Below are 26,925 nucleotides of genomic sequence, written 5' to 3' on the forward strand. Positions count from 1 at the left end.
ACCGACGGCTTTTCGAGGCAGAGTGCTGAACTGTGGCTATGAGCGATATCGATATTCCGGAGAGTCACCCGCGATACGAGTCGTTGCTGACTCGCCACCGAATCGAGGAAGGGGTAGCGGCTGGAATCACCAGCCAGCAGGGACTGATCGCCCAGGGCCGCGGCGAAGCCTTCGACTATTTGCTTGGCGAGGAAACCATTCCGAGTGCCGACGCCGCTGAACGCGTCGCGGCGGCGTACCTGCTGGCCGCCGACCACCCTGTGCTCTCCATCAACGGGAATGTCGCGGCGCTGGTCCCCGGCGAGATGGGTGAACTCGCGGCAGCGACAGGGGCTGACATCGAAATTAACCTGTTCAACCGGACTGACGAGCGGATGGAGACAATTGCTGCACACCTGCGCGACCACGGCATCACCGAGGTCAAAGGCCTGACTGCCGACGGGCGCATTCCGGGCCTAGACCACGAACGGGCGAAAGTCGACGCCGATGGGATTGGTGACGCCGACGTTGTGCTCGTTCCGCTGGAGGACGGTGACCGGGCCGAGGCGCTGGGTGAGATGGACAAAATCGAACTCGTCATCGACCTGAACCCGCTTTCGCGGTCAGCTCAGTCGGCGACAGTCCCAATCATCGACAACGTCATTCGAGCGGTGCCGAATATGACAGCCCACGCTCGCGAGTTGCAGGACGCAAGCGATGACGAACTTGCAGAAATCATCGAGCAATTCGACGCAGATGGGACGCTTGCGGCCGCGGAGGCAGCAATCAGAGACGGTGACGCAGACCTGTAGTTAGGGCTGGATTATTTTGTCGGTTGTAAGCGGAGAATTTACACTGGGTGACAACCTTATAGCTGGTATGGGCCTCAAGGTCGACGTGCGGAAACTAGAAATTTTCAACAAAGTCTCTAAAGAAGGCTCTCGGCAGGTGGCCGACAGTCTCAGCCAGATGTCGGGAATGGACGCCGAAATCGAGGTGGCGAAAATCAACGTCCTTCATATGGACGATGTGAAGACGCATCTCGGCGACGAAACAGCCGTTGGTATCTTTGTGGAACTGACCGAACCGCCGTACGGCTACGTGCTCTTTCTGCTCGACCCGGCCGACAGCAAGCAACTGGCACAGTCGATGGTGCCCGGGGATACCAGCGCGGAGTCGGGCTTTTCAGACATGGAACGGTCGGCAATCCAAGAGATTGGCAACATCATGACCTCCGGCTACATCGACGGGTGGGCGAACGTCCTCGATACGACAATCAACATGGGGACACCCACCTTTAGCTACGGGCCGAGCCACAAGATTATCGAACAGATGGGTGGCTGGCCGGACGAAGAAATCGTCTTTGTGCTGGATTCACAGATCACTACTGCCGAGGCCGACGTCGACCTGACAGTGTACACGTTCCCCCAGGTGCAGGAACTCGTTGAACTCGTCCAGGCGATTGACCTCGACACTGATATTCAGGAGGACACTGTCGCCGACGAACGGTTCGTCAACTAACTGTCGACCGGCTCTGTTATTCAGTACTTTCAGCGCTCAACTCCCCGATAGGCAACCTCACAGTTGCCCTCGAATCTGTGCACCAGCCTCTGGTGAACTCCCACACCAGCGGTCGCGTCGTCTGGTTCGTGATGGCAAAAGTACTATTACCACTCAGTATTAGTACCTAGTAGTATGAGCCAAGATACTTTCGACCAGTTCAGTGATGTCGACGAAGCGGAGGTAACACGAGCAATTGGGCAGGAATGGACAGAGGAGTTCATGAACTTCTCAGAATCAGACGTCATCATCGTCGGCGGCGGCCCGTCGGGGCTTGTGGCGGCCAAGGAACTCGCCGAGCGTGGCGTGAAGGTGATGGTCGTCGAGAAGAACAACTACCTCGGCGGCGGCTTCTGGCTCGGTGGCTTCCTGATGAACAAGGTCACCGTCCGCGACCCAGCCGAACAGATCCTCGAGGAACTTGATGTCTCCTACAAACAGTCACAGGACAGTGAAGGGCTGTACGTGGCCAACGGTCCGGAAGCCTGCTCTGGACTGATCAAGGCCGCATGTGACGCTGGCGCGAAAATTCAGAACATGACGGAGTTCACCGACATCGTGATCCGCGAGGACCACCGCGTCGGCGGCATCGTGATGAACTGGACGCCGGTTCACGCACTCCCACGAGAGATAACCTGCGTCGACCCGATTGCTGTCGAGGCTGATCTGGTCATCGACGCGACCGGTCACGAGGCCGTTGCGGTGACGAAACTCCACGAACGCGGTGTCCTCGACGCACCGGGAATCGGCCACGCAGATGAACACAACACCGGAATGGACGACACGGACTCCGACCAGTACGGTGCTCCCGGTCACGATTCGCCCGGCCACGACTCGATGTGGGTCGGCGAGAGCGAGGACGCTGTCGTCGAACACACCGGCGTTGCACACGACGGACTGGTCGTCACGGGGATGGCGACGGCGACAACTTACGGCCTCCCACGGATGGGGCCTACCTTCGGTGCAATGTTGGTGTCAGGGAAACGCGCCGCACAGGCAGCGCTCGACGAACTAGAGGTTGACGCGCCAGAAGTCGAGATGACGACGCGGGCAGAACCAGCTGACGACTGACGGACTCGGCATCGTTAGTCGTCAACGTGGTTTGGTTGTCCAGTGTCGACTTGCCGGCGCTGCTCGCCGACTGTCTCCATCCGGGATGCTGTGATTCTGTACACCGCGTACAATCCCCAGATGAGGATGCCAGCGAGGATGATATAGGCCCGAATCTTCAGCGGGACCAGCGCCTCCTGGACGGCTACACCCTCGGCGGTGACCGGGTTGGCCGCGCCAGCGACCAGTTCGAGGAGCCCGATTCCGACGAGCCCAAACACGACTAGCCCGCCGCCAGCGTACTGTGCAACTTTCGTCGCGAGTGGTTGTTCTGTCATTGTGATCACCCCATGAGGTACTGCAGACGCGGGTGGTTCTGGACGAAGCGCGTCTCGGTTAGATAGGCGTCGACGCCGAACACGCGTCCGGCACCGAGGGTTGCAATCATCGCGAAGATGAGCAACCCAAGCAACTCACCCGTCACCATCCCGTGTGCCCACGCGCCAGTCTCGCCGTTGATGAAGTAGAAGAACACCATCAGAACGGCACCGAAGAAGGCAGCCGTTCTGGTAAGTGCCCCGAGGATGAGCCCGAGTCCGATCATCGTCTGCCCGAGTGGAATCGCGATGTTGACGAACGTCAACAGGGCACCGTCGCTAAACAGCGTCACGAACGGGCCGAGGCTGGTCCCCTGCGCTGCGCCGCCGACGAACCAGCCCGCCTCGAACGGCCAGTTCATGAATTTATCCAGCCCAGCGTGTAGGAGCCACCAGCCGCCAACGAACCGGAGTACGACCAGCCAGTAGGCTAGCCACTCCTTGTCAACGACGACGGTACGCTCTTCACCGAGCAGACGCGTCTGTGCCTGCTCTGCGTCTGTTGTTGCCATCGGTATCACCTCACATTTAGAGGTGACATCCTCCGCGCCGTGAACGGCGCGGCTTCCCGGCATGGGAATACCAGCTACGTTTCGCTGTTGCTGGCAGAGGGTTCCGACCCGTGGAAAGTCGAGAGCGTCATCTGCGAGGGTTTCTCGCTCGTCTCTCGGTGGGTCGTGGCGCTGTCACAGGCGCTCCCATCCCGTGAGATGTCATCGCCCGCCGATTTCACTGGCAGGCTCTCACCCCACGGGTCGTGGCGGTCAGCGATGTTGACCGCCGCGTTGATGTCTGCGTGGTACTCCGATACCCAACACTTGTCGTTCTGGCACCGAAACTCGTCGCCGTTCCGGTGCCCGACGTGGCCGCACTCGTGACACGTCTGGCTCGTGTACTCCGGTCGGACGTATTCGACCGGAAGCCCTGCCTCTCGTGCCTTGTCCTCGATACGCTGTTGAAGCCGAGCGAACGCCCATGCGTGGAGCCGTCGGTTCATCCACTCGCCGTAATCGAGGTCTTCGCGGATGTCCGAAAGGTCTTCCAGCACAAGGACTGGCTTCTCGAATCGACAGACGTACTCGACGGCACGTCGAGACGCCTTCTCGATGATTTCAGTGAGTGCGTTCTGGTAGTGGTCGAATCGCTCGTCTATCCGCCACTGTGCGGCGTCACGCTCTTGGAGTCGCTTGAGCGTCGTGAACATCTCTTTGCGAAGGTGACGAGCGCGACCACCGTTGATGAGCAGTGGGTCAGTCGGAGTCCCCTGCTCGCAGGCACAGCCCGCGAGCAGGTGTGCTTCGCCAATGTCGAAGCCGACTGGTGTTACATCGTCGTCTGTCGGTTCGTAGTCCGGTTGTTCGACCGGGAACTCAACGGTGACGTGGAGTGTCCACGACGTGCGGTGGCGTTGCAGTCGGAGTTGTCCCGCCGATGCGTCACCGTGTACGAGGTCGTGCCACAGACCGTCTTGTTCGGGGTTGATACGAAGCGGTATCCAGAAATTCGTCCCGCGACCGGGTTGCGGTGCCCACCATGTGAACTCGTAGTCACGCGCCGCCGAGTGGTCGAACTCGGCGGCTTGGTTGGTGAGCCGAACCGGGTGGTCGTCGTCCAACTCCTGTGCGTCGTAGGTGTCGTGAAGTTGTGGGACGTAGTTGCACAGAGCCGCTTTCGCCTGATATGGGAGGTCGTAGGGCGTCACCACGTCGCTGGTTGCGTTCATCGTGTCACACCCGGCGTCGAACGCCTCGTGAAGTCCCTCACGGTAGGTTTCGAGCAGGTCACACAGTTTCCGCTCTTTGTGTGCTGTCGGCGGGGCGAGCGTAGCTTCCAGCGTTTTCGTGGTTGTTGCGGTCATGCTACTGGTCGTCCACGTAGTCCATCAGCACGTCAATGCTCACTTGGCCGGTCGTGGCGAGAAAGTACCCCGGTTGCCAGAACGCATCTTCGAGCGTCTGTGTTACTTCGGGATACTCCGACCGAATCCGGCGGGACGTGACGCCTTTGAGCGAGTTGATGAACTTCGTGAGGTCTGTGGTTGGTTTGGTCCGAAACAGAATGTGAACGTGGTCGGTTCCGCCGTCCACGTTCTTGATGTCGGCCTCGAAGTCATTTGCAATGTCGTGGGCGATTTCAGCGACACGCTCCAGCCGCTCATCCGTGAGAATATCGGCACGGTACTTTGTGACGGTCACGAAGTGATACTGAAGCGCGTACACTGTGTGCGACCCGGTTTGCAGATGATACTCCATTTGGCCTTAGCAGATACGATACACCCAAGACAAATAATTCTTGTGACGTGATGTATTCAGCAGGGAGAAACCGAGTGGTTTGCTGCACAGAGCTTACGCGATTCACTCCCGTCCTCGAAAATCGAAGATTTTCGGGTGCAGCAAGACCGTCGGTCTTGCCATGCCCCTGTTCGCTCCTCGGTTCCGACTGAGCGTCGGAACACTCGTCACTCACGGGAAGGGCGGGATTCTCTCGCTGAATCAAGATAGGGGATTATTAATAATGAAGAATACTGTTGTCCTGAATACGTTCGGGTTCGGCGGTCGAGTCCCTGCTGGTACTGTTCGTCTGTACCACCACAAAGAGGCTACACACAGATACCGCTATTACCTAAACGAAGTCCGTCGCGTCCGCTATCAACTCACTACGTAGGACTGGTGTGTGCCTCGCGTCTGCATGTCGACGAAGTGGTGTCGGGTCGCTCCACCGACGTCGCCCACAGCAGAGCGGGGTCGCTTGTCGTCGGTGTCGAGACTGTCGATAGCCTGGAAGTCGTGTTCGCGAATCAGTTCCAGCGCGTCCGCTGGTAGCTGCTCACCCTCTGTTACGTCGACAATCAGCAGGCGGTCTGTGAAACTCTTGGCAAGAAAGGCGTCGGTGATCACGTCGTACTCCTGTAGTTGCTCCGTGACCGCTACCAGTGTTTCGCGTCGGTCACCCATATTTCGTTCACTGTCGGGCCGAGCCTAACAGTTAGTTGCGAATATATTCGGGCTGACAGCAGGTTTTTTGTCACACGAGGGGAAACTTTACGTATGGGCGACCGTGCCTGCTACCGAGACCACTGCCCGGACTGTGCGTGTCAGGTGACAATCGTCACCGAACGCTGCCCAGCCTGCGGTCGAGCGCTCTCGCTTGACTGAACTGGTCGGTTCGGTTGGCCTCGGCCAGGTGTACGAGTCTTGACTCGACCACTCGGTATCGAACTCTCGGTACAGACGTAGACTGAGAGTTGCGGCAGGTCAATAAGGCCGTGCTGTCTCACAGTTAGTTGGCCAAGGAGAGGACGTGTTACCTCCGATATGACAGAGAGACTTTCAGCGGTTCGTGAGCAACTGGAGGCGGACACGTACACGCTTCCCCAACGGAACATCCTGGAAGACAGTCTGTCGTCAATTCAAGAAGGGGTTAGATATCGAACCCGGACAATGAGCCTCGAAGGTCACCAGAATGGCAAACAATTATTCAAATGTCCGAAAAAGAGGTGAGTACGTCCGGAGAGAGCGAGGTGAAGGCGGTCATTAAATACCACAGTAAATGACTGATACTACGAACTATCCGAAGACGTTGGACGCTACGCCACAGAGCGACGAACCTGACGGCTATGGCTACGGTCACTTGGTCAATGCTGAATACCTCGAAGAACCTACCTCGGACACCGTAACGTACGATTCAGACCACGAGGTCACGTACCGCTTCAGTATTCAGAGCTCTGTTCGTATCGCATACTTCGAATTCCCGATGGCAGATGTCCCGCAGGATACGCCGAAGAAGATCGCACAGGAACTGAAGCGGAGAACTCGTCTACAGTACTTCTGGTTTTTCGACCCAGAAACCAATCGAGTACAGGTATTTCGCGCGTCCCGTGGAAATTTTCAGTTCATCTACAATCCCACTATCCACACCGGTACGACGGCACAAACCAAGCTCGATAAACTGGAACAGGTTTCTGAGGACATCAACGCTCTCTTCGATTACACGGACGTTGTTGACCGCTTCTACCGGGAGTTGTGGGACCACCGGTCCGATCTCGCAAGCTCCCTCACCACTGAAAACGGATACACGCTCAGCAAGCAGGAGGAGCTTCTGTCCGCTCAGCGAATCATCGACCGCCTGATTTTCCTCTACTTCCTCGTCGAACGTGGCGTCGTCATCCCGGTGAACGACTCCAAGAAGATGGTTCCGGGGACAACAGGTCGCGTGTTCAATACGCTTGTGGACGAGCACGACGATTTCTGGACGCTGCTTCGAACGGTCTTCTTCGACCGCCTGAACTCCCGAGACGCCAATGACGTCAAATTCACCGGCTCGTACTGGCTCCACATTCCACACCTGAACGGGGGGCTCTTCCAGCCGGAGGACCTCACCACGAGGGACGGGACCATTGTCTCTGAGGACGAAGAACTCGTTGTTGAGGATTTTGACTGGGAAGCACTAATCAGCGAACTTAATGAGTACAATTGGCTCCTGGACGGGCTGGAAGGAACAGACGAAGATGAAGCGGATACTGTCGGAAATCTCACCCCGGCCGTCTTGGGGTATATCTACGAGAAGTTCGTCATTTCGGTGAGTAAAGTCGGCGATGACGTCCGGCTTAGTGAGTTAGATGCTTCCGAGCGGAACGACCTGCTTTCCGAGGGGAACAGTGAGGTCGGTGCGTACTACACCGGTGAAGACATAACCGACTTCAAAGCCCGCCGAGCGTTGTGGGAAGGCTTACTGGAGAAGATTGACCGAGACATTGAGCAGGGGGAGGCACCGACAGCCCTCAATCCTGACGACCTGTACCGGCCTAGTGAAAATCAAATTGGGTCAATCGAATCTGACCAGAAGGACGGATTCGACGTCCTTTACGAGGAGTACGAGACCTCCCCAGAAATCTTGGAGTACCTAGATTCGAGGCTACAGAAATTGAAGGTGTGTGACCCCGCAGTTGGGAGTGGTTCATTTGCGCTCGCAGTCGCGAACACACTGTTCGAGTGGCGGTCGATGTGTCGACCGAACACTGATGAGTACGTACTCCGCCGGCAAATCATTGCACAGAACATCTTCGGTGTGGACATCCTGAAAGGGGCAACGGAGATCTGTAAGTTACGGCTGTGGCTCTGGCTGATCAGCGCGACTCCGGTAGAGACGACCGACGGTGCACCCGTAGACGAACGTGACGAAATCCCACCCTTGCCGGACATCACATTCAACATCCGAACCGGAAACAGCCTCCTCGGGTTTACTGAAACCGCTGCAGTAACCGGCCAGCAGCACACCCGAGGGTCTTCCACGATGGAGGACCAACTACGTCAGTACGGGGAGGATGTTCGTGACTATCGGGAATCCAGTGACCCCGAGAAAGAGACGAAGCGTGAGCTTGAACGTCGGCATGACGACCTGAAAGAAGACCTCGACGAGTGGTACGCAGGAGCACAGAGTGATTCGAACAACAACCGTCTCACAATCGACGACCACGTTGATGACGTGAACGAAGCGTGGGACAGTCTGAACGCGGCCCCGCAAACCTCCACGACACTCAGCATCAAAATCTCGGATGGGATACCTGAATCCATCGACGAATATCTGGAAAGCCAGGGGTTCACCACGTACAAATACAAAGCACGGTTGGACAGCCCGACACTCAACAAGCAGGGTGTTGAGAAGATCTTCGGCCAACTCCGAGAGCACTTTGCAGACCCAGACGATTGGAGTGTTCTCATCGAGCGAGAGTACGCCGGACAAGACTTCCGAGAAGACAAGCTGGACGCGTGCCACTGGCCGCTCGAATTCCCGCTCGTATTCATGGAATACGGCGGGTTTGACGTCATCATTAGCAATCCACCCTACGGGGCGTCCGTGAGCCCGGAAGCGGAACCCTTGCTGAAGAACGAAGCCAACTACGAGTGCCAGGGGACGAACGACTCCTGTGAGTGGTTCTACGAACGAGCACTGGAACTCGTTCACAACGAAGGAGTCATCTCGTACATCGTCAGCAAGAGCATCGCCTTCTACAGTTCGTGGTCCGACATTCGAGAACTCCTGCTGGAAGAGACCGAATTCAAGCACGTCTTCGACGTCGGATTGGGGTTCGTTGGGGTAAACCTCGAAACGATTGCCATAGTCAATACTCTCGGTGGTGATGGCCGAGCAAGTATCCCGACCGTGCACCGGAGTCGAGACCTCCAGAGTACGACTGCGAACCAGCCAGTCCATCTCGGGTGGGTGGACCAAGAGTTCATGATGGACTCGAAAACCATCATCTTCCGACCGATAACTGACGACCAGAGCGATGTATTGGAACGCCTGCGCTCTCACGACCGCCGTCTTGGCGACGTAATGTCCACCGAAGACACGACGAGGCAGTTGTACATCCCGGACAGTACAAAGAAGAAACTGAACGGTGGGGACGACCACTATATCAACAAAAATCCGTGGGTTCAGGCGTTCTATCTGGAGGATATCTGGCACAGGGACCTCGGTGACTACCAGGAGTCCGTTACCGAGTACGCCGTTCCTCGCGTCATGCTAAAGGTCCTTCGTGGCACGCGACTCCGGGCGTGGATCGACGCAAATGGAGAGGTAGTAGGCACGGAGAAACTCGTCAATGTGCCGCTCGCGGACAGCACACCGGAAGAGATCGCATTCGTCTACGCAGCACTAAACCACCCATGTGCCTCCTACTACCTGCAGAAAGCAATTTTCTCAGAAACAACAGAGAGTGCGCGGGTGATGGACGGTCAGTACTCCAAGCCGATCCCAATCCCAGCGGTCTCCGCTACCATCGAAACTGCTGTGGCCCACCTCGCGTGGGTGCTCACGCTGGCACGACAGTTGCACCACGACTCCAACCGTGACCGTTCAGAACACGTAACGACCTTACAGACCAGCTTGAATGCGATTCTCAGCGCTCTGTACTTGGACATCCACTCAGAAACGCTCAACCGCTGGTGTACTACTGTACGCAGCGAAGGCGAAGAGACTGAACAGGTTCGGGAACTGTTCGACCAGTTCTACACTGAACGGTTCGCCACCCGGAACGGGACTCCGGAACAGTACTGGGACGAGATCGATGCGGCCGTGGATTCAGCAATCGAGACTGTCTCACAGTGGGATACTGACGATATTTCGAATTCACACGAAATGGCGGTTATTAGACAGGTCCTACAATGAGACCTCGGTGCCGCTGTTCGACGCACGTGCCCGCTGGTATAGTACCGGGGCGGCCGCCGCGTCGAGCGTCGCCGAACAGGCAACAGCAGCCCCAACACAGGAACTGCACGAGATCGGGCTCAAATGTCTCCGATATCTTCAGCCCCGCGGTGTCAGAGACCTGACCGAAATCACAGACCGCCTCGACGAGTACGACGGGAATCCGATTGTCAGAGAGGTCAAAGAAACAGGTCAGACCACTCCAGATACCGGCCCAGTCTCTCGCTGGGACCCTTAGACACGGTGTCGCTCAGGGGTTAACACAGCCGAACGGCGAGCCCAAGAGTGCTCGCGGAAAGTACGGCAACCGATGTCCACACCGTCGGAGCCGAGAATCGCCTTCTGGGACTACGATATCCTGACGAGTGTCATCACGAGTAGTCGCCCCCCAAACAGAAAGAGCACTCCGAAGACGATACTCACAATAAAAAACGACTCAGGCGCAGTTCCAGTGATGTAGTCCGTCCGCCGCAGCAGTCCGTTGAGAATCGCCACAACGACCCAGACAGAGACCAGTTTCGCCGCAGTGCTGGGGGAGCTCTGGAGCGACGACTCAGTGAACAGTCCAGTTGGGAGTGCGAGTATGACCCAGAGACAGAGAATTGGCGAGAGAAGCAGGAGCGTTCGAGATGGATTCTCCCAGAACAGATAGCCGTGTTTGTACTGCCCGACTGCGAGAAATCCGAACAGTGCTATCAGGTCCACGAGGAGGAGGGCAACTGCTGTTGGCGTCGTCGGGAACTGGCTGGCAAGACCGGACCAGACACGGAGTGGCGCTGTGTTTGTCTTACTCATTGGTCAGGGAATGACAACGACGGTTTCGAGGACGACTGCGCCGAGAACGATGCCGAGGTACGCGATCGAGGCGAAAAACGTCTGCATCGTCGCCTCACGGGTATGGAGTCGACACTGCGAGACAGCACTCGCAAAGAACACACCTCCGGCAACTATGGACGCACCGGCAAACAGCCACGTCAGCGGCGTCCAGGCGACGAGACTGATACTCACGATCAGTGTTGCGCCGAGCGTGAGCAAAATCCGGCGGCGAGCGGCCGACACCCCGGCAACGACCGGGAACATCGGGTAGCCAGCACGGGCGTAATCGTCCTTGTACGCGATTGCGAGATTGTAGAAATGCGGCGGCGTCCAGATGACAACCAGTGCGGCCAACAGCACTCCGCCAAGCCCGACTGAACCGGTAACTGCGACCCAGCCGATGAGCGCGGGCAACGCGCCGGACCCACCGCCGATTGCGATGTTCCAGCTGGTATTTGGTTTGAGAACGACCGTGTAGACCACACTGTAGTAGACGATAGCGACGAACGTCAGCGCGGCCGCAAACATGTTGACGAACACGACGAACAGCGCCATCGAGAGCACCACCTGAGCAGCCCCGAACACTGCGGCATTCCGCACTGGAATTTCGTTCGTTGCAACCGGTCTATCGGCCGTTCGCTCCATTTTCTGGTCTCGGTCACGCTCGTAGAGATGATTGAACGTCCCGCTCGCGCCGATTGCCAGAATCCCTCCCCCGAGCGTTGCCGCGACGGCGGAACCGCTTGGCCACTGCCCAGTCGTCGTCGCCAGTGCCATGCCCGCGAGTGCGAGCAAACAGAGCAACCACATCAGGCGTGGTTTCGTCAGTTCCAGATATCGACGCAGACGGTCCGCCATCGATAGCGTTCCGGGTGCAGAGTCTTCTTCGGACGGTTCGATACGTTCTTGCGCTGAGGACTCAGTCGACGCTGGGTGGTCTGCTGGGCTCTCCGTGACAGGGTCTGGGTTTTTGGGTGATGTGCTTCCAGCGTTCGTCTCTTCGGTTGCTGTCTCCGATTCAAGTGTCCAGGCGAGCGCGGTCAACAACAGCATAAACACCGCCGTCCCCAGCACGAGATGTATCTCGGGAACGTACTGTACGTCGGTCAGGACGACAACACCGCCGAGGGCTATCTGTATCGGAAACGCAACCGCGACACTGTACAACGAAATCCGGGCCCGCCAGTCGAGCGAGAGCGACCGGGACCACAGGAGTACCACAGCGATTAACAGACCGACAACGGCTGTCATCGCTCTGTGGCCGAGTCCGACGAGCACAATCGGTGTGAGGTCGCCTGGCCCCGGCGCACAGATTGGCCACTGCGAACAGGCCTGCGTTCCAGTTGCGGCGAGGGTGGTTCCTGTCGTGACGAGTACGTACACCGCAAACGTCGTGACAGCGAGCAGTGATGTAAATCGCTGTCTCGTTGATTTCAAGAGAGTCATAATCGAGAGCGTGCTGATACTGGAACATACGTCCCACTCTACTCAGGGATACTCCCGAACATGTCCGCCTGTTCGGCAACTGAGCTGCTTGTCGATTTCTTGCCCCAGGCGAAGATTGGTTGCTGTTGCTGTTCGACGGAGCGGTAGTCGTACTCTTCGCGGTCATTCGGGTCACTCTCAGAATGTGTTCGGCACAACAGTCCTGCACGGGTCATTGACTAGTACGTTTACTTTACTGACATGACGCCAACCAACCCGAATATGTGCGCGATAACATTCAGGGGAGTGATTCAAGAAAATCTGGACGTGAGTTACAAATGAGCTCAGAAGAGATGCCGACAATGCAACTGCTATACAACCGCATATTCCTGTTAGCAGTCGCCTCCCTCGTGTTCTTTTTCCTCGTGTACCTGGGATGGGGACTGATCGATATCCTGTCGGTGCCAGTGAGGTGATCTAGTATGTCAAGTCCACTCGACACACCGGATGGCAACTGGTGGGATGAAGCGGTCAATAGACGCGAGAGTATCTGGCTCGGTATCGCGGGTCTGTGGTCGCTGGGTATCTTCGGTTGGATGAGCGGGTTTACCCAGTTTGGTGACCAGAATCCAGTCGGTGAAACCTACGAGGTCGAGCCAGAAGCCTACGCAGAGGTGGTCAGTGACTACGAAGAGAAGGCGGGCCAGACGTCGGTGGCCGCAATCGAAGAAAACCGCGCGCCCACCGAGGAGGAGCGACAGAACGTCATTGTCCCCCCTGACACCTCGGCGTACGTGCTCGGCCAACGATTCCGGTGGGGTGGCCTCCCGGTTGTCCTCGAAGCAGGAACCGAGTACGACATTCACCTCGGTTCACGAGACGTCCAGCATGGCTTTTCGGTCCGGCCAGAACAGAACTTGAGCCAGCAAATCAACCTGCAGGTGTTCCCCGGGACTGAGTGGATTGTCCCGATGACGTTCGATGAACCGGGAACGTATCAGGTCATCTGCAACGAGTTCTGTGGGCAGGGACACGCTTCGATGTCTGGTACGTTCTACGTTGTCGACTCTGAGAACTACGATACGGTGACGGGTGAGTAACAATGTTTGGAAAAATCACAGGACTACTTGCGAACGACTACGACGAGGATGGATTTCGAACCTGCTCCGTGACGGGACTGGACATTCACCGCTCGGCGGAAGTCCACGTCAAACTGTTTGGATTGACGGCACTTGTTGCGCTGATGATCGGCGGCAGTTTCGCGTTCACCGTTGCGATGACTCGCTGGGAGACGATTGGTCTCATCGGTGAGTTCGGTGGCTACTACCGTCACCTCAGCATGCACGCCTGGAACATCCTCATCTTCTGGATGGTGTTCATGGAGATCGCCGTTCTCTACGTCGGCGGCCCTATCGTCCTCGGTCGGAAGCTACCGCTGACGAAAGTCGCGAAGGCTGGCTGGGCAATCATGGTTGCCGGCGCACTCTCGGTAAACTACTTCATCTGGACACTCAGCGGCGGGTCGGACGCCCCACTGTTGACTGCCTATGTCCCTCTCGATGTCCCACTCGGTTTCTACATCGGTGCGGTTGTCTTCCTCGTCGGTGCAACCATCGCCGCACTTCCGTTCCTGGTGAGCATTATCCTCGAAAAACGTGAGGACTGGAACGGCACACTTCCACTTGTCGCGTTCGGAGCGTTTGTGACGTTCGTCATTGCAGTGCAGGCAATCCTCGGCGGAATTGCTGCGTTCAGCTACGCTGCTATTTGGCAGATGGGGATTATCGACTCGATAAACGCTGGTGTTTACCGCCAACTATACTGGATCGTTGGTCACGGGACCCAGCAGATAAATCTGCTCGCGATGATCACCGTCTGGTACTTCCTCACGCACGTGGTCGGTGGGGCTGTCGTCGCCTCGGAGAAAGTCTCGCGGACGGCATTTATCATGTATATGTTCTTCATCAACCTCGGCGCAGCACACCACCTGATGGTTGACCCAGGCCTCTCCGCAGGCTGGCGTATCTTCAACACGTCGTACGCGTTCTACGGCGCCGCATTCGCGAGCATGATTCACGCCTTCGCAATCCCTGCAGGACTCGAAGCCGGTCGCCGACAGCGCGGGCTTGGCGGTGGGCTGTTTGGCTGGCTGACCTCTGCACCGTGGAAAAATCCCATCTTCGTCTCGACCATCTTCAGCATCATCCTCTTTGGATTCCTCGGCGGGATTACGGGTGTGTTGATGGGCCAGATGCAGTTGAACATGACCTGGCACAACACCTACGCGACTGTGGGCCACTTCCACGCGACGGTCGCACTGGGAACGACACTCGCCTTCTTCGGGCTGGTGTTTTTCCTCATCAAGACGATGTTCCGTCGGAACTTCATCTCCAGTCGACTCGCGCTCGTCGTCCCCTATGGATACGCAGCGGCGATGGGACTTGCCTCGCTGTTGATGGTCTACATCGGCATTCTCTACGGTGTCCCACGCCGAACCTCGCAGGTCGTCACCAATATCATCGGCTCGGAGTTCAGTCTCTCGGCGGCACAGCCGCTGTTCATGATACTCGGGCCGATGACGTTGCTCGCCATCATTGTCGGCGCGGTGTTCGTGCTCGTGTCCGTCGGGTCGGTTCTCTTTGGCTCTCGCACGACCAAGGAAGACTCACAGGCCCTGCTCCCACAGGGTGGACTCGTGCCCGACGGCGGTGTCGACCCGATTCACAAGACGGAGATGCGCGGGACGTTCGCGCTGTGTCTCATCTTCATGGCGACGTTCGTGGCACTGTACCTGTTGAACTGGTTCCTGCTCACGCGCCTCTGGTCTATCGGGGCCTGATTGACCAACCATGATTCACGAATCGATTGTCACGACCGTTCGTGGCTACGGACAGCAGTTCTGGCGCGACCTTCTCAGTATCTACTATGCGAACACGCCAATCTGGCGCTGGCTCAAAAGCGGGGCGTTGCTGTTTCTCGGGTTCGGTCTGTGGGCCGGTGGGTCCGCCGTTCACTCGGTCACCGACTGGCGACCAGTTCTGTATGTGATGGCCTACGGCTTCTTACTCATCGTCTGGGGACCATTTACCCACATGGTGCTCGTTCCGCTTACGGTCCGACTGCGTCGGAACGCTTCGACAGCAGTCGGACGAACCTTCTCGCGCAACTCCGGGAAGATCAACCTCACCATCTTCGCGCTGTGTGTCATCTCACTCGCAACGCTCGCCCCTGGCGTGATGCTTCTCGAGTTCTCGCCGTCGACAGGAACGGGTGCACAGAGTGTCAGCGGTGACCTCGTCTGTGACGGCGGCGAACAGACGGTCTCGTGTGAAATTGTCGACCCACAGGGCATCGACCACGTCGTGGTGCTTTCTGGCGGAGAACAGCTCAAACGCGTCGATGGGTCTCCGTTCACGTTCACCGTCGACCGAAGCAATCTCAAAGAGTCACCGACGGGACAGGAACTCGTCGTCGAATACCGTGACGAGAACGGACAGCTCCGCCAGCGTCTCATCAGAAGCTTCTAACTATCGGTATTTTTTCGACCTAGTTCACAGTCGGGGGAATATACCCGAATCGAGACGTCGTCTCGTCAGTTTATCAAGTCAGTGGTAGGGTCTACCGACCACTCTCCTCCTCGACCGAGGTGAGTGGTGGTTTCAGACCAATACTCAGTCGGTGTTCTGCTCGCCCTTGCAGCCGCCACGGAATCGACTACATTCAGACTGTCGAGTCTCGATACAGAGGCCGGTCTCTGCGTACTCTTCTTGGATAACTTCGTCGAGCAGTTCGATTTCGTCCTGCCCGTGCGCCGGGCTGGTGATGAAGTACGGACCGAGCCGGTGTTCTGCAATCCGCCGGCCACACAGACCCTCTGCCTTGAGCTCGGTGACCACCGTCCGAAGCTCTTCTTTCGTCGGATTGGGACCGATATCGAACGTCGAGTCGTCGAGTGAGTCTGTGAACCGGCTGGTGTCTAACATGCTCCTCAATCCAAGAGAAACCCCCTAAACTGTTGTGCCGAATATGTACGTCTCGATGATTTTTTCGGTACGCTTGCAGTTAGGTGGCTTACAGTACTGGCCGTTTGGAGTTCATCACGACAATAAGACTGCTGGCAGCCATTGCAACCGCTGCAAAGAGCGGATTGAGCGCACCAACTATTGCAAGCGGAATGGCGACTGCATTGTAGAGAAACGCCCACGCGATATTTTCACGAATGCGTCTGCGCGTCCCCCGAACGAACTCGAAGACAGTTTTCACGGCTGTGAGGTCGTTGTCAGTGACGACGACATCTGCTGCGTCGATGGCCCGGGCAGTTCCGTCTCCCATGGCGATGCCAAGGTCTGCTGCTGCGAGGGCCGGCGCGTCGTTGGTGCCATCACCAACCATCACTGTGTTGCCCTGTGCTGAGAGTCGACGAACCGTCTCGACTTTCCCATCTGGCGGCACACCAGCGAAGACTGTGTCGACGGCTGGATGCTCGCGAAACACCGCTGCGCTCGGCCCATCGTCGCCTGTCAACACCGCAATCTCGTGGTTCTCGAACTGTTCGAGTGCGTCCTCCCACTCGTCACGGGCGGAATCACCGACAGCGACCACACCCTGTGCCTGACCGTCCCAGCCGACGACGACCGGAAGCTGTCCGTCAGACTCGAACGTTTCGATGTGGTTCTGGAGGGACTCTGAAATTGGCCCGACGCGCTCTCTGACCAGTCCTGGTGTTCCGACGACCACCGCTCGTGAGTCGACAACACCGGAGACACCCTCGCCGGGATAGCGCGTAAACTCCGTGGTGGTCGGGTGGTCGGCCTCGATACCCGTCTCGACGCCCTCCGACTCGGGGACTGTGCCACCATCGGGGACTGCTTCGGTGTCGTTGCAAGCGTTAGCGTCGAGGATTGCGTCGGCCACTGGGTGGCTGGCGAACCGCTCGACTGCAGCCGCGTATTCGAGTGTCTGGTCGTCCCCGACGACTGTTGACACCGTCATCTCACCAGTTGTCAACGTGCCAGTTTTGTCGAAAATCAACGTCTCAGCGTCTGGTGCAACCTCGAAGACCGCCTCGTTGGCGATGATGACACCCTGTTTGAGTCCATCTCGCAGGCCCGCTGAGATAGCCAGCGGCGTCGCCAGCCCCATCGCACACGGACAGGAGACGACCAGCACGACAAGTCCAGACAACACCGCAGTTGCGACCGAACTTCCTGTCGCCAGATGCCACGACGCGACTGCCACCCCGAGCGTCAATACCAGTGGAACAAAGACTGTTGCGAGCGCGTCGGCGAGTCGCTGAACGCCGGGTGTTGCACTCTGTATCTCCCAGAGTGCCGTGGCAATTCTGTCCGCCGTACTTTCGACTCTCGGTCCGACAGACACGACAAGTGCGTCGTCGGTCACGACAGAGCCACCGACAACATCGTCGCCTGGTCGTTTGGTTACCGGCATCGATTCGCCCGTGACAACAGACTCGTCGACGTCGGCTATCCCCTCCTGGACAGTGCCATCGACGGGGACTCGTTCACCCGGCGTGACGACGATTTCGTCTCCCGGTTCGAGTGAATCGATTGGAACTGTTTCGCGACCATCGTCGGTGAGTCGCGTCGCTTCGCTCGTTCGGGCGGCCGTAATATCCGAGAGCATCGACATCGCCTGGGACCGAATCGACTCCTCGTAGTACCGGCCGAGGGTGACGATCATGATGATGGCAACGCTCACGTCGTAATAGAGATGTGTCCGCCCAGCAGCGAGTGCTACACTGCTGTAGACGAACGCGGAGAGTGCAGCGACGGCGACCAGCAAATCCATGTTCGGCCGCCGTGTCCGAAGACTCACCCACGCGCCACGGATGATTGGCGCTCCTGTGTAGAAGAGCACACCTGACGTGACGACCCCGATAACCGCCATTGGGACCGTGAACGTGAGTTGCGTCGTCGCGTCGACGTCGAGAATTCCTGTCTGTACGCCCAGATACCGTGGATAGAGATAGACGAAGTACCACGGCATCACCAGCATCGACAGAAACGCACCGACGACGAGGCGTTGGACTGTCTCGAACTGGCGGCTGCGCTGCCCGGACTCATCAGTCTCGTCCGGATGCCGAAACTGGTAGGTTTGCCCCGAGAGGGCCTCGGAAAGCGCGCTTTCTGTGATCGTCTCGGGGTCGTAGAACACGCGTGCAGTTTCGAGCCCGTAGTTTGCGTCGACTGCGTAGACTCCGTCTATGGTATCGCCGTGCAATCCCAGGAACGTCTCACAACTCGTGCAGTGCATCCCATCGACCGACAGATAGGCTGTTTCCGCGTCCGATGGGACAGTCTCCGCTGTCGAAGCCTCTCTTGGTGTGTCAACACCCGCCTCTTCAGATGGCAGGTCGTCGAGCGACCGGGCAACCTCCAGACAGCCACGACAGCAGAACTCGCCCTCGACTGTCGACTCCGTCACTGGGGGGTCCGGTGTCGGAAGGTCACAGAGCCGGCAGGTACTCATTGTCAGGTGTTCGTTCGGCACTCCTGAATCAGTATGCCCCTACATGTTCGACCGATAATTCGCGTCACGACGTGACACGCGTGGTTGGCGGCTCCGCCGTTCACTCGTCTGTCCACTTGCTCCGGAGTTCGTATCGCGTCACGTCGTCGACGTTCACCGCCAGCGGGAACTCCATTGTGGTTGTTTCGCCGACGCCAATCGGCTCCACAGGTTCGAGACCCGACTGATAGAGCCGCTCACCTGAGTTGTCCAGGAACGTGCAGGTTATCCGGGGAACACGTCCCTCGGGCGTAATCGGCTGGCTGCCATCGTTTTCGATAGTCACTTCGACGACGATTCTGGTTCCCGACGGTGTCGCCTGGGTCGCATACTCGTGGGTGAACGTGAGCGGCGTCTCGTTCGAGACAACCGTCCCATCGACACTCGACCGAGAACAGCCTGCAATCAAAATACCCACGCCCGCAGCAAAACTCCCGAGAACAGTTCGTCGGTGCATACTTTGACTGTGAGTATCCCGACTGTCATTGTATCGTCCGTAAAGTCCGGACCTGTCCGTGATGTCGCCACGCCGCTGCGACGGTCGTTCGTGTGGTTCCGACTGAACCAGTGTATTACGGCTTATGGGGCTGTTCCGTGGATGTCAGGAGTTCGACCAGTTCTCGGAGGGTAGCTACCTCGAAGGTCGGCGTGGCCGAGAGGTCACAGTCGCTGACGTGGTCGCGGCGGAGAAACGCCGAGTCGATACCGGCGCGGTCTGCGGCGACGATATCAGTCTCTGAATCGCCGACGTAGAGTGCTCGGTCGGCACCAAGGTCCGTCAGTGCCTGGTCGAGATACTCCGGTTCGGGCTTTCGGTTCGCTGCGCCGACGAGCGTTGGGTTGCGTCCGTATACAGTCTCGAACCGCGGAAGGTCGTGGTGAGCGAGCAGGAACTCGATCGTCGCGTGCTGGTTGTTGCTGACGACTCCGAGCGGGACATCGAGCCTGTCGAGTGCAGCAACGTCTTTGTAGACTGGTTTTCCGCCGTTGCGAACGTGCGTCTGCTGGGCGAGACTCGCACTCAGTTCACGGTAGTGCCAGAACGCCTCTGGGTCGACGCCGTGGTCACGGGCGATGTCGACCGGAACAGCTCCGTCGTCAACGGTCTGTTTGGCGGTCGACCGGTCGACATCCGCATCGAACGCTGCGAACGACTCGACGACAGCGTCGACAATCACATCGGTGTCTGTCGGTTCGACCAGGACTCCATCGTTGTCGAAGATGACGGCGTCGTACTCGTCAATCACTGGTAGACAACTCCGTTTTCGGGGGTTTGGTATCGGTACCGAGACAGGCTGCAATGTCGGCGACGGATTTCATCTCGAAGACGAAGCAATCTGCCGGAACCGATTCGACAACTGACTCGTACCCCGGGAACGCATTGTGCTGGTCGGCGGTCCCATCGTTGTCGTGGAGATGACAGACCCGGATACGGGACCCAAACTCATCCACGAAGGCACGCCAGTCGTGGTCGTTGACCTTCGCGTGGCCCACGTCCAGTGTGACACCGAGGTATTGTGGTGGGACATCGACGGTATCGACCATCTCGGCAAGCGCCGTCGGCGACGTGGTGTACCGGCGCTTCTGTTCATCAATCGGCTGGTTCTCTATGCATAGCGGGACGCCGACAAGTTGGGCGTATTCGGCACACTCCGCGAGTGACCGAACTGCGCTCTCGCGAGCGTCGTCGCGTACCCACTCCGGATAGCGGCGCGGGACAGCACCGCCGTGGACGACGACACCAGTTGCACCGGCGGCGGCAGCGTCGTCGAGTGTTCGTTTGACTCGCTCGACGGAGTCCTGACGGACGGTCTCGTCGTAGCTGGCCGGGTTCCAGTCCCGGAAGGGTGCGTGATAGGTGACGCTCACGTCGTACGTGTCGGCGAGTTTCCGGACCTGCTCGGGGTTGGGTGTGTTGGGATGGCCGGCCAGATACTCGCGCTTGAATTCGACGTGGTCCAGCCCTAACTCGGTGACGTAGCGCATAAACTCCTCGACGGTCGCGCCGAAGCGGATATCCATCGCCGCTCCGAGACGGGCGTCACTCATTGGGACTCCCCCGTCGTCGCGTCGGCACGGTACACTGGCTGGCCAGCGACGACTGCCTCGGTCACCGTCGGTGTCGGTTCGGGGTCGACGACGATGAGGTCGGCGCGCTTGTCCGGTTGGATTCGCCCTCTCTCGGTGAACCCAGCAGCGTCGGCCGGCGCAGCACTGACTCGTTTCACTCGTTCCGGAAGTGACTCTCCAGTCTCGACGAACACTGCAGCGAGTAGCGACGGCGGATGATAGTCGGCGACCAGCGTGTCGACGACACCTTCCTCGATGCCGTCGATGGTTGCGAGGTTGCCCCACTGGCTCTCACCGCGGACGAGGTTCGGTGCGCCCATCGCTGTCGTCATCCCAACTTCTGACGCTCGCTGCGCGGTTTCGAGTGTGATCGGGTATTCGGTGATGTCGACTCCTGACTCGGCGAGACGTTCGACTTCCCGTGGGTTCTCGTCGTCGTGTGACGCTGTTACGACGCCACGCTCGTGGGCCCGGTCGAGGATACGATTGATCCGGTCTCTGATCGTTTCCATCGGGATCGACATTCGTTCCTCGATCATCTCCTGAGCTTCCTCGGCAGTGTGATTGGACGAGTTTTCGTAGTAGGACCGGAACGCCGCCATGTCGCGGAACTGCCCTTTCCCGGGGATGTGGCTCATCACCGAAACTAGGTCGGCGTCTCCGTTGTCGAGCACATCGAGAACAGCGTCGACACACCGCTTCTGTGTCACCTCACAGCGAGCGTGGAGACGGTGGTCGACGAGCAGGTCCGTCGCGTCGACGATTGCGTCGGTCATCGTCGCTGCGAGTTCAGGTGAGCGGTCGGTCTCTTCGTCTAACTCGAAGGAAATGGCGTGGAACTTTGTCGTAATCCCGGCGGCGACGTTCGCCCGGTCGGCTGAAGCCAGCGCCATCGAGGCGTCCATCCGTGCCCCCGAGCGCGGCTGCAGATGTTGCTCGATATCGTCACCGTGGAGGTCGACCAGCCCCGGTAACACGAGCTGTCCATCTGCGTCGATTACGGTTTCGGCGTCGGCGTCGATGTCGCCAACCTCGGCGATTTCCTGTCCGTCAATTCGGACTCCGCCCTCGATGACGCTGTCGGGTGTGACGAGGCGGCCGCCAACGACGGCAACGGTTGCCTCTGGGGTCTGTGTGGTTGAACTCATCGGCTCACCTCCTGGTCGTACTCAGTGACTGGCACGACTGACTGGAGGCGGCCGTCGTCCAGTGTCACGACCCGGTCAGCGATCTGCGCGACTACGTCGGTGTTGTGGAAGACACCAACAACAGTGGTCTCGTCGTCGAGATACGACTCCAGCAGGTCGATAGCTGCCTGCCGTGTCTCGGGGTCGAGTGCACTCGTCGGTTCATCGAGCAACAACAGGTCTGGCTTCGGGGCCAGCGCCTGAGCGAGGTTGACGCGCTGGCGCTCGCCGCCAGAGAACGTCGCTGGATAGGCGTCCCAGAGTTCCGCCGGAACGTGCAGTGCGTCGAGCAGCCCTCGTGCTTGCTCCCGTGCCTCCTCCACAGCCGTGCCCTGCTCGACCAGTGGCCGCGCAACCACGTCGACGGCAGGCACCCGTGGAATCTCATCGAGGAACTGCGAGGTGTACCCGATGCGGTCTCCCCGGAGGCCCATTACGACACGGTCACCACACGAGGCGAGGTCGAACTCCTCGTCGCCGTCGTGATAGATGACACGACCGGCAGTTGGGTCGTAGGTCCGGTAGAGGCACTTGAGCAGCGAGGATTTGCCACTGCCTGATTCTCCGACGATAGCGAGGAACTCTCCCTCGTGAACGTCGAACGATACGTCGTCGAGTCCGGTGACTCTCGTGTCACCGAGCACGTGCATGTCGAAGGTTTTGCTGAGCCCTTCGATAGAGAGGACAGTCATATTACTGAGTTGATGAGTGTTTGCGTGTATTCGTGATGCGGGTCTTCCATGACGCGGTCAGTCAGACCGGATTCGACAATCCGCCCGTTGCGCATCACGACAGTTCGGTCGGCCAGCAGACGGACGACGCTCAGGTCGTGTGACACAACGACAGCGGCGACGCCCTCCTCGCGCTGGATACGTCGGAATGTATCCAGCACACGAGCCTGGACACTCACATCGAGTCCAGTCGTTGGCTCGTCGAGGACGACCAGGTCCGGGTCGGTTGCCAACGCACGAGCGATCTGAACGCGTCGCTGCATCCCACCGGAGTAGGTCCGTGTCGGGTCGTCCATCCGTGCGACGGGAATCTCCGTCTCCTCGAACAGGTCTCGGACACGCGTGCGGACATCCTCGTAGGAGCGCCAGCCGGCAGAGAGGAGTTTTTCGGCGACGTTTCCACCGCCGGTGAAGTCGAGGTCGAGTCCGTCGCGAATGTGCTGGTGGACGAAAGAAATTTCGCCGGTGCGGAGGTCGTGGCGGGTCTGGTAGTCGACCGACAGGAGGTTGCCATCGTGGTCTCCGTAGCTCACCTCGCCATCGAGGGAGGCTTCGGAATCGAGTTCCAGTGCAAGCGCCTCTGCGAGACTCGATTTCCCCGAGCCGGATTCACCGACAATGCCCAGTACTTCGCCAGCCTGGACACTGAGGTCAGCGTCCGCGCAGGCGACGACAGTGCCGCAGTGTGGACACTGATTCGTCCCGGCACGGTCACCGGTGCAGTCGAGACACTCCGGACATCCTGAACCGTAGAGGACCTCGATTCCGGACGCTTCGAGCAAGGTCACGGCTCGTCACCTCCTGTGTCTGGCATCGTCGGCCCCCAATCGACCGCCTCCCGGTCGAGGTGGTGGGCTTTGGAAAGCGTGGGGGTTTCGCGCCGTTTGGCACAGAAGCTCGAATCGTTGCAGGCGTAACGAGTCTCGAATCCATCCGTGTCGTCGCCATGCTCGGGCTCGGATTCCTCGGAAACCTCGACGAGATACGTGTCCGTCGACCCGCAGGCGTGACACGCCTCTTCTGGGAACCGCTCGACGGTGAACTCGCGGTCCTCGAAGGCCAGTGGTTCGACCGACGTGTGCGGCGGAACCGCGTAGATACGTGCCTCACGCCCGGCCGCCAGCACTGTGAGATGGTCTGCGTCGTCGAGTTTCGGGACATCCCATCGAGGGATCGGCGAGGGGTCCATCAGGTACCGCCCGGCAACCAGTGTCGGATAGCGCGAGGCAATGTTGATCTCGCCGTATTCGACGACGTTCTCGTAGAGATGGACCCACATCTTCCCGTAATTTTTGTGGGCATGCCGCCGGCGGTTGGCCGTGTCGGAGGGGTCGACTTTCCGGAGCGCGTCGGTGATCGGGACCTGCAACACCAACCGTTGCTCCGCCGTCAGTACCTCCTCGGGAATGCGGTGCCGGCTCTGGATGAGGTCTGCCTCAGTCGTGTCTGTCGTGGTCGGGACGTTGGCGGTGTTCTCTGCGAGTCGACGGATGTTCGCAGCATTGACGCTCTCGTCTGCACCCTGGTCGATCACTTTGAACGTGTCTGTCGGTCCCAGAATCGACAGTGAGGCCTGAATACCGCCGGTCCCCCAGCCGCGAGCCAGCGGCATCGGCCGCGAGGCGTACGGGACCTGATGGCCGGGAATCGCGACGGCTTTGAGCATCGACCGCCGAACTTCCCGCTTCGTGTGCTCGTCGAGATACGCGTAATTGTACCCCGCCAGCCCATCTGTTTCGACAGCCGCCAGCGCAGCAGAGACCGACTCAGTCGGTACGGCTGTGCCTCCGTTGCTCTTGGCTGTCCGGTCTGGGTCTGGTTCAGTCATCGTCGTTCACCTCCGCGACAGCCTGCTTGTTGGCGTGCGTTTCAGCGTCTGGCTCCGCCTCGCCAGCCCCTCGCTCGCGGATGGACCGGATGCGGTCGAGGATCGACTGGAACGTGACGTAGTGCGGGAGTTTGAGATGCTCGATGAACCCGAAGGAGTCCATCCCGTCGACCGTATCGAGCACAAATTCCGGATTCTCGGCTGGTGCGTCGTCGCTGTCGAGTTGGATCGACGCGTCCAGCACCGTCATCCCGATCGCCTTCCGCTCGTTACGGCCGAACGTCAGCCCGTACCCGAAGGCAAACTGCGGGTCGTCGCGCTTCTCGTAGACAGGGACGACCGCCTCAGACTCGGTCACGTCGACGTGCGTGACCGTCACTTCGTCGCCGGTGTATGGATGTTCAATCTGGACAGGAAGCTGACCGACGCGAACCTCTGCAAGGGTTGGATGAACTTCGCCGTAGCCCCGCAACGCCGAATAGGCGAGTGCGGTCACGGCACCGGTCTCACCGCGAGCGAGTTCTTGGAGGACTTCGTCCCGGTCAGGCGGGTGGGTGACCGACTGCCGGGTCGTATCCGATGGCTCGTTGATATCCGGCTCGTCTGGTTCGTGCAACAGCCCTTCTTCCCGTAGCAGTTCCGTGACGTTCGTCAGTCGTTCGGGCTCGCCCTCGTCGTCGAGGTCCCACTCTTCGGTCGGGTCTTGAGAGTCGCTGTCGTCGAAATCGAGCAGTCGCTGCGTGTAGTCTTTCGTCGCGCCGAGGATCTGCCCGCCTGGGACATCTTTGAATGCCGGCGAGACGCGCCGGCTTGCGATCATCTCACCTGGGTCGGTCGTGCGTGTCTCGTCGAATCGCTCGAGTGTCGAGCGATACGCCCGGAGCAAGAAGGCAGCTTCGACGGTGTCCCCCTGTGCCTGCTTGACTGCGAGTGCGGCCAGTCGCGGTGCGTAGAGTCCTCCTTCGCTCATCGCTTGCCCGGTCAGGCGGCTCAGCTGGCCGTCCAGTTGTGCAACGTCGAGGCTGTCGGAGTCTCCGCTGACCCGCTGTTTCTCGAATAACTGTTCGGCACGTTCGATGACTTCCTCGCCGGCGGTGACGGCAACGTAGCCCATTCAGGCCACCTCCAGACTCACAGACCGCGGAACGGCCGCAACACGGTCCGCCGCCGCGAAGATGGCGTCGACTCCGCGCGGGTAATCTTGCTGGGCCTCCGCCAGCTCTGACAGCGCTACGTCTGGGAGAGAGACTGACAGGACAGCCTCGCCATCGACACCCGGCCCCTGCAGCGTCACCGTCGACTCGTCGGTTTCTCCGCCAGCAATCGTCTCGACTCGGTAGATGATGGTCGCTCCGTCGCTGGGTTCGACAAGCGAGCCGCGTTTGCACTCCCGAACATCCACAGCGTCCTGCTCGCGTACGTGGACAATATCGGCAGACGCTGGGTCGGCGGGCTCGAACCGGCCCTGTCCCGACAGCGCACTCCGAAGCGTCTCGTCTTCGGTGGCGACCGTTACCTCGTGGTCGACGAGTGTTGCGACGACAGCGTGGTCGGCAGGTGATGGAACAGTCTGGACTGTCCCCGGTCGACTCATCGCGTCGAGGAGTCCATCGAAGGTTTGGCGCGTGTCGTCGACCGGGTCGATACCGAGAGCTCTCACTGCTGGTCCTCCATCGTGTTGAACTCCACGGCAGTATGCTTGCTCTCGGCCCACTCCTTCCGGCGCTGTTCGCGCTTTCTGGCGTCGGTCTCTTTCAGTTTCTCAACGATAGTCGGCGTCAGTTCGTGACCGCCAGCCACAGCCGCGTCGACAATCGCCCCGGAGAGGGCGGCACGTTCTGCCTTTCCGGGGGCCATCGCGAACCCGTGTGCGTCTGCCAGTTTCACTTCAGCGGGCGTGACGAGCACCTCGCCGAGATTGAACGGTCGGCGTTCGACAGGTTCGCGGACCTGCTGCATCAGAAGCTGTGGTCGCGGTTCCTGCCGAACTGACAGCGGCGGGTCCTCTTCGAGGATTTTGTTTGCAAACCCGGCGAGTGTCTCCGCCTCGCAGGCAGCAATCAGTTCGAATCGGTCGCTTCTCTCACGTGGATCAGCCATGCACTCAGTCGAAACACACCACAATGACCGCATAAGAATTCGCTCAGTACTCTCTATGTCTCGTC

Annotated in this window: 28 protein-coding genes; 8 read left to right on the forward strand and 20 right to left on the reverse strand. The window is 59.0% G+C overall.

What is annotated here, in order from left to right:
• The first annotated feature begins 38 nt into the window (after window positions 1-38).
• From ACMGFM_RS14800 to ACMGFM_RS14810, 3 genes are all read left to right on the forward strand, one after another.
• The gene (locus tag ACMGFM_RS14800; protein ID WP_436903432.1) at window positions 39-791 is read left to right on the forward strand and encodes a 4-phosphopantoate--beta-alanine ligase; all 753 of its coding nucleotides are present in this window, start codon (window positions 39-41) and stop codon (window positions 789-791) included.
• Between the two features lie 67 nt (window positions 792-858).
• Window positions 859-1,500 carry a chemotaxis protein CheC gene (locus tag ACMGFM_RS14805; RefSeq protein WP_436903433.1) on the forward strand — a complete coding sequence of 214 codons (642 nt, stop codon included), beginning with the start codon at window positions 859-861 and terminating at the stop codon, window positions 1,498-1,500.
• A 174-nt stretch (window positions 1,501-1,674) separates the two neighbouring features.
• Window positions 1,675-2,610 carry a sulfide-dependent adenosine diphosphate thiazole synthase gene (locus tag ACMGFM_RS14810; protein ID WP_436903434.1) on the forward strand — a complete coding sequence of 312 codons (936 nt, stop codon included), beginning with the start codon at window positions 1,675-1,677 and terminating at the stop codon, window positions 2,608-2,610.
• Window positions 2,611-2,624: 14 nt separating this feature from the next.
• Here ACMGFM_RS14810 and ACMGFM_RS14815 read toward each other — a convergent pair whose 3' ends face one another.
• The 5 genes from ACMGFM_RS14815 to ACMGFM_RS14835 all read right to left on the reverse strand — a co-directional run bounded on the left by ACMGFM_RS14815 (window position 2,625) and on the right by ACMGFM_RS14835 (window position 5,920).
• Complete coding sequence (locus ACMGFM_RS14815) at window positions 2,625-2,927, reverse strand: hypothetical protein (RefSeq protein ID WP_436903435.1); 303 nt, start codon at window positions 2,925-2,927, stop codon at window positions 2,625-2,627.
• A 5-nt stretch (window positions 2,928-2,932) separates the two neighbouring features.
• Window positions 2,933-3,478 carry a DoxX family protein gene (locus tag ACMGFM_RS14820; protein ID WP_436903436.1) on the reverse strand — a complete coding sequence of 182 codons (546 nt, stop codon included), beginning with the start codon at window positions 3,476-3,478 and terminating at the stop codon, window positions 2,933-2,935.
• A 74-nt stretch (window positions 3,479-3,552) separates the two neighbouring features.
• On the reverse strand, window positions 3,553-4,824 hold the full coding sequence (locus ACMGFM_RS14825) for an RNA-guided endonuclease TnpB family protein (RefSeq protein WP_436903437.1): 1,272 nt from the start codon (window positions 4,822-4,824) through the stop codon (window positions 3,553-3,555).
• Between the two features lies 1 nt (window position 4,825).
• A complete protein-coding gene (tnpA, locus tag ACMGFM_RS14830) occupies window positions 4,826-5,218 on the reverse strand; it encodes an IS200/IS605 family transposase (protein WP_436903438.1) in 393 nt (130 codons plus the stop codon).
• 396 nt (window positions 5,219-5,614) lie between these two features.
• Window positions 5,615-5,920, reverse strand: a complete 306-nt coding sequence (locus ACMGFM_RS14835) for a hypothetical protein (RefSeq protein ID WP_436903439.1) — start codon at window positions 5,918-5,920, stop codon at window positions 5,615-5,617.
• Between the two features lie 595 nt (window positions 5,921-6,515).
• Here ACMGFM_RS14835 and ACMGFM_RS14840 point away from each other — a divergent pair.
• Window positions 6,516-10,136 carry an Eco57I restriction-modification methylase domain-containing protein gene (locus ACMGFM_RS14840; protein ID WP_436903440.1) on the forward strand — a complete coding sequence of 1,207 codons (3,621 nt, stop codon included), beginning with the start codon at window positions 6,516-6,518 and terminating at the stop codon, window positions 10,134-10,136.
• Between the two features lie 7 nt (window positions 10,137-10,143).
• Entirely contained in the window at window positions 10,144-10,413 is a 270-nt protein-coding gene (locus ACMGFM_RS14845; RefSeq protein WP_436903441.1) for a hypothetical protein, read from the forward strand.
• 110 nt (window positions 10,414-10,523) lie between these two features.
• Here ACMGFM_RS14845 and ACMGFM_RS14850 read toward each other — a convergent pair whose 3' ends face one another.
• The 3 genes from ACMGFM_RS14850 to ACMGFM_RS14860 are packed head-to-tail and all read right to left on the reverse strand — an operon-like array spanning window position 10,524 to window position 12,652.
• Complete coding sequence (locus tag ACMGFM_RS14850; RefSeq protein ID WP_436903442.1) at window positions 10,524-10,970, reverse strand: DUF3054 family protein; 447 nt, start codon at window positions 10,968-10,970, stop codon at window positions 10,524-10,526.
• Between the two features lie 3 nt (window positions 10,971-10,973).
• The gene (gene cyoE, locus ACMGFM_RS14855; protein ID WP_436903443.1) at window positions 10,974-12,437 is read right to left on the reverse strand and encodes a heme o synthase; all 1,464 of its coding nucleotides are present in this window, start codon (window positions 12,435-12,437) and stop codon (window positions 10,974-10,976) included.
• 38 nt (window positions 12,438-12,475) lie between these two features.
• Window positions 12,476-12,652, reverse strand: coding sequence for a hypothetical protein (locus tag ACMGFM_RS14860; protein ID WP_436903444.1), 177 nt, complete (start codon window positions 12,650-12,652; stop codon window positions 12,476-12,478).
• A gap of 246 nt (window positions 12,653-12,898) precedes the next feature.
• Between ACMGFM_RS14860 and ACMGFM_RS14865 the strand changes: the two genes are divergently transcribed.
• Genes ACMGFM_RS14865 through ACMGFM_RS14875 form a run of 3 tightly spaced genes read left to right on the forward strand, consistent with a single transcriptional unit; the run spans window position 12,899 to window position 15,943 of the window.
• A complete protein-coding gene (locus tag ACMGFM_RS14865) occupies window positions 12,899-13,516 on the forward strand; it encodes a cupredoxin domain-containing protein (RefSeq protein ID WP_436903445.1) in 618 nt (205 codons plus the stop codon).
• 2 nt (window positions 13,517-13,518) lie between these two features.
• Window positions 13,519-15,255 (forward strand): cbb3-type cytochrome c oxidase subunit I, encoded by a 1,737-nt coding sequence (locus tag ACMGFM_RS14870; RefSeq protein ID WP_436903446.1) that lies wholly within the window; start codon window positions 13,519-13,521, stop codon window positions 15,253-15,255.
• A gap of 10 nt (window positions 15,256-15,265) precedes the next feature.
• The gene (locus ACMGFM_RS14875) at window positions 15,266-15,943 is read left to right on the forward strand and encodes a hypothetical protein (protein WP_436903447.1); all 678 of its coding nucleotides are present in this window, start codon (window positions 15,266-15,268) and stop codon (window positions 15,941-15,943) included.
• A gap of 144 nt (window positions 15,944-16,087) precedes the next feature.
• Here ACMGFM_RS14875 and ACMGFM_RS14880 read toward each other — a convergent pair whose 3' ends face one another.
• The 12 genes from ACMGFM_RS14880 to phnG all read right to left on the reverse strand — a co-directional run bounded on the left by ACMGFM_RS14880 (window position 16,088) and on the right by phnG (window position 26,860).
• Window positions 16,088-16,399: a hypothetical protein gene (locus tag ACMGFM_RS14880; protein WP_436903448.1), complete on the reverse strand. Its 312-nt coding sequence runs from the start codon at window positions 16,397-16,399 to the stop codon at window positions 16,088-16,090.
• 88 nt (window positions 16,400-16,487) lie between these two features.
• The gene (locus ACMGFM_RS14885) at window positions 16,488-18,905 is read right to left on the reverse strand and encodes a heavy metal translocating P-type ATPase (protein ID WP_436903449.1); all 2,418 of its coding nucleotides are present in this window, start codon (window positions 18,903-18,905) and stop codon (window positions 16,488-16,490) included.
• Between the two features lie 100 nt (window positions 18,906-19,005).
• Window positions 19,006-19,401, reverse strand: coding sequence for a hypothetical protein (locus tag ACMGFM_RS14890; protein WP_436903450.1), 396 nt, complete (start codon window positions 19,399-19,401; stop codon window positions 19,006-19,008).
• Between the two features lie 115 nt (window positions 19,402-19,516).
• Window positions 19,517-20,191: an HAD family hydrolase gene (locus ACMGFM_RS14895; protein ID WP_436903451.1), complete on the reverse strand. Its 675-nt coding sequence runs from the start codon at window positions 20,189-20,191 to the stop codon at window positions 19,517-19,519.
• Window positions 20,184-20,993 (reverse strand): sugar phosphate isomerase/epimerase family protein, encoded by an 810-nt coding sequence (locus ACMGFM_RS14900; protein WP_436903452.1) that lies wholly within the window; start codon window positions 20,991-20,993, stop codon window positions 20,184-20,186. Before ACMGFM_RS14900 ends, ACMGFM_RS14895 begins: the two co-directional genes overlap by 8 nt.
• Entirely contained in the window at window positions 20,990-22,162 is a 1,173-nt protein-coding gene (locus ACMGFM_RS14905) for an alpha-D-ribose 1-methylphosphonate 5-triphosphate diphosphatase (protein WP_436903453.1), read from the reverse strand. Before ACMGFM_RS14905 ends, ACMGFM_RS14900 begins: the two co-directional genes overlap by 4 nt.
• On the reverse strand, window positions 22,159-22,893 hold the full coding sequence (locus ACMGFM_RS14910) for a phosphonate C-P lyase system protein PhnL (protein WP_436903454.1): 735 nt from the start codon (window positions 22,891-22,893) through the stop codon (window positions 22,159-22,161). Before ACMGFM_RS14910 ends, ACMGFM_RS14905 begins: the two co-directional genes overlap by 4 nt.
• On the reverse strand, window positions 22,890-23,720 hold the full coding sequence (locus tag ACMGFM_RS14915; protein ID WP_436903455.1) for an ATP-binding cassette domain-containing protein: 831 nt from the start codon (window positions 23,718-23,720) through the stop codon (window positions 22,890-22,892). Before ACMGFM_RS14915 ends, ACMGFM_RS14910 begins: the two co-directional genes overlap by 4 nt.
• On the reverse strand, window positions 23,717-24,760 hold the full coding sequence (locus ACMGFM_RS14920; RefSeq protein WP_436903456.1) for an alpha-D-ribose 1-methylphosphonate 5-phosphate C-P-lyase PhnJ: 1,044 nt from the start codon (window positions 24,758-24,760) through the stop codon (window positions 23,717-23,719). The genes ACMGFM_RS14915 and ACMGFM_RS14920 overlap by 4 nt, the downstream gene beginning before the upstream one ends.
• A complete protein-coding gene (locus ACMGFM_RS14925; RefSeq protein WP_436903457.1) occupies window positions 24,753-25,874 on the reverse strand; it encodes a carbon-phosphorus lyase complex subunit PhnI in 1,122 nt (373 codons plus the stop codon). Before ACMGFM_RS14925 ends, ACMGFM_RS14920 begins: the two co-directional genes overlap by 8 nt.
• Entirely contained in the window at window positions 25,875-26,420 is a 546-nt protein-coding gene (gene phnH, locus ACMGFM_RS14930; RefSeq protein ID WP_436903458.1) for a phosphonate C-P lyase system protein PhnH, read from the reverse strand.
• The gene (gene phnG / locus ACMGFM_RS14935; protein ID WP_436903459.1) at window positions 26,417-26,860 is read right to left on the reverse strand and encodes a phosphonate C-P lyase system protein PhnG; all 444 of its coding nucleotides are present in this window, start codon (window positions 26,858-26,860) and stop codon (window positions 26,417-26,419) included. The genes phnH and phnG overlap by 4 nt, the downstream gene beginning before the upstream one ends.
• Window positions 26,861-26,925: the final 65 nt, after the last annotated feature.

Source organism: Halovenus halobia, assembly GCF_051414135.1.
In the GTDB taxonomy this organism is placed as follows: domain Archaea; phylum Halobacteriota; class Halobacteria; order Halobacteriales; family Haloarculaceae; genus Halovenus; species Halovenus halobia.

Coding starts and splice junctions, on each gene's coding strand:
- ACMGFM_RS14800 (WP_436903432.1), top strand. CDS start 39: ATGAGCGATATCGATATTCCGGAGAGTCACCCGCGATACGAGTCGTTG.
- ACMGFM_RS14805 (WP_436903433.1), top strand. CDS start 859: ATGGGCCTCAAGGTCGACGTGCGGAAACTAGAAATTTTCAACAAAGTC.
- ACMGFM_RS14810 (WP_436903434.1), top strand. CDS start 1,675: ATGAGCCAAGATACTTTCGACCAGTTCAGTGATGTCGACGAAGCGGAG.
- ACMGFM_RS14815 (WP_436903435.1), bottom strand. CDS start 2,927: ATGACAGAACAACCACTCGCGACGAAAGTTGCACAGTACGCTGGCGGC.
- ACMGFM_RS14820 (WP_436903436.1), bottom strand. CDS start 3,478: ATGGCAACAACAGACGCAGAGCAGGCACAGACGCGTCTGCTCGGTGAA.
- ACMGFM_RS14825 (WP_436903437.1), bottom strand. CDS start 4,824: ATGACCGCAACAACCACGAAAACGCTGGAAGCTACGCTCGCCCCGCCG.
- tnpA (WP_436903438.1), bottom strand. CDS start 5,218: ATGGAGTATCATCTGCAAACCGGGTCGCACACAGTGTACGCGCTTCAG.
- ACMGFM_RS14835 (WP_436903439.1), bottom strand. CDS start 5,920: ATGGGTGACCGACGCGAAACACTGGTAGCGGTCACGGAGCAACTACAG.
- ACMGFM_RS14840 (WP_436903440.1), top strand. CDS start 6,516: ATGACTGATACTACGAACTATCCGAAGACGTTGGACGCTACGCCACAG.
- ACMGFM_RS14850 (WP_436903442.1), bottom strand. CDS start 10,970: ATGAGTAAGACAAACACAGCGCCACTCCGTGTCTGGTCCGGTCTTGCC.
- cyoE (WP_436903443.1), bottom strand. CDS start 12,437: ATGACTCTCTTGAAATCAACGAGACAGCGATTTACATCACTGCTCGCT.
- ACMGFM_RS14860 (WP_436903444.1), bottom strand. CDS start 12,652: ATGACCCGTGCAGGACTGTTGTGCCGAACACATTCTGAGAGTGACCCG.
- ACMGFM_RS14865 (WP_436903445.1), top strand. CDS start 12,899: ATGTCAAGTCCACTCGACACACCGGATGGCAACTGGTGGGATGAAGCG.
- ACMGFM_RS14870 (WP_436903446.1), top strand. CDS start 13,519: ATGTTTGGAAAAATCACAGGACTACTTGCGAACGACTACGACGAGGAT.
- ACMGFM_RS14875 (WP_436903447.1), top strand. CDS start 15,266: ATGATTCACGAATCGATTGTCACGACCGTTCGTGGCTACGGACAGCAG.
- ACMGFM_RS14880 (WP_436903448.1), bottom strand. CDS start 16,399: ATGTTAGACACCAGCCGGTTCACAGACTCACTCGACGACTCGACGTTC.
- ACMGFM_RS14885 (WP_436903449.1), bottom strand. CDS start 18,905: ATGAGTACCTGCCGGCTCTGTGACCTTCCGACACCGGACCCCCCAGTG.
- ACMGFM_RS14890 (WP_436903450.1), bottom strand. CDS start 19,401: ATGCACCGACGAACTGTTCTCGGGAGTTTTGCTGCGGGCGTGGGTATT.
- ACMGFM_RS14900 (WP_436903452.1), bottom strand. CDS start 20,993: ATGAGTGACGCCCGTCTCGGAGCGGCGATGGATATCCGCTTCGGCGCG.
- ACMGFM_RS14905 (WP_436903453.1), bottom strand. CDS start 22,162: ATGAGTTCAACCACACAGACCCCAGAGGCAACCGTTGCCGTCGTTGGC.
- ACMGFM_RS14910 (WP_436903454.1), bottom strand. CDS start 22,893: ATGACTGTCCTCTCTATCGAAGGGCTCAGCAAAACCTTCGACATGCAC.
- ACMGFM_RS14920 (WP_436903456.1), bottom strand. CDS start 24,760: ATGACTGAACCAGACCCAGACCGGACAGCCAAGAGCAACGGAGGCACA.
- ACMGFM_RS14925 (WP_436903457.1), bottom strand. CDS start 25,874: ATGGGCTACGTTGCCGTCACCGCCGGCGAGGAAGTCATCGAACGTGCC.
- phnG (WP_436903459.1), bottom strand. CDS start 26,860: ATGGCTGATCCACGTGAGAGAAGCGACCGATTCGAACTGATTGCTGCC.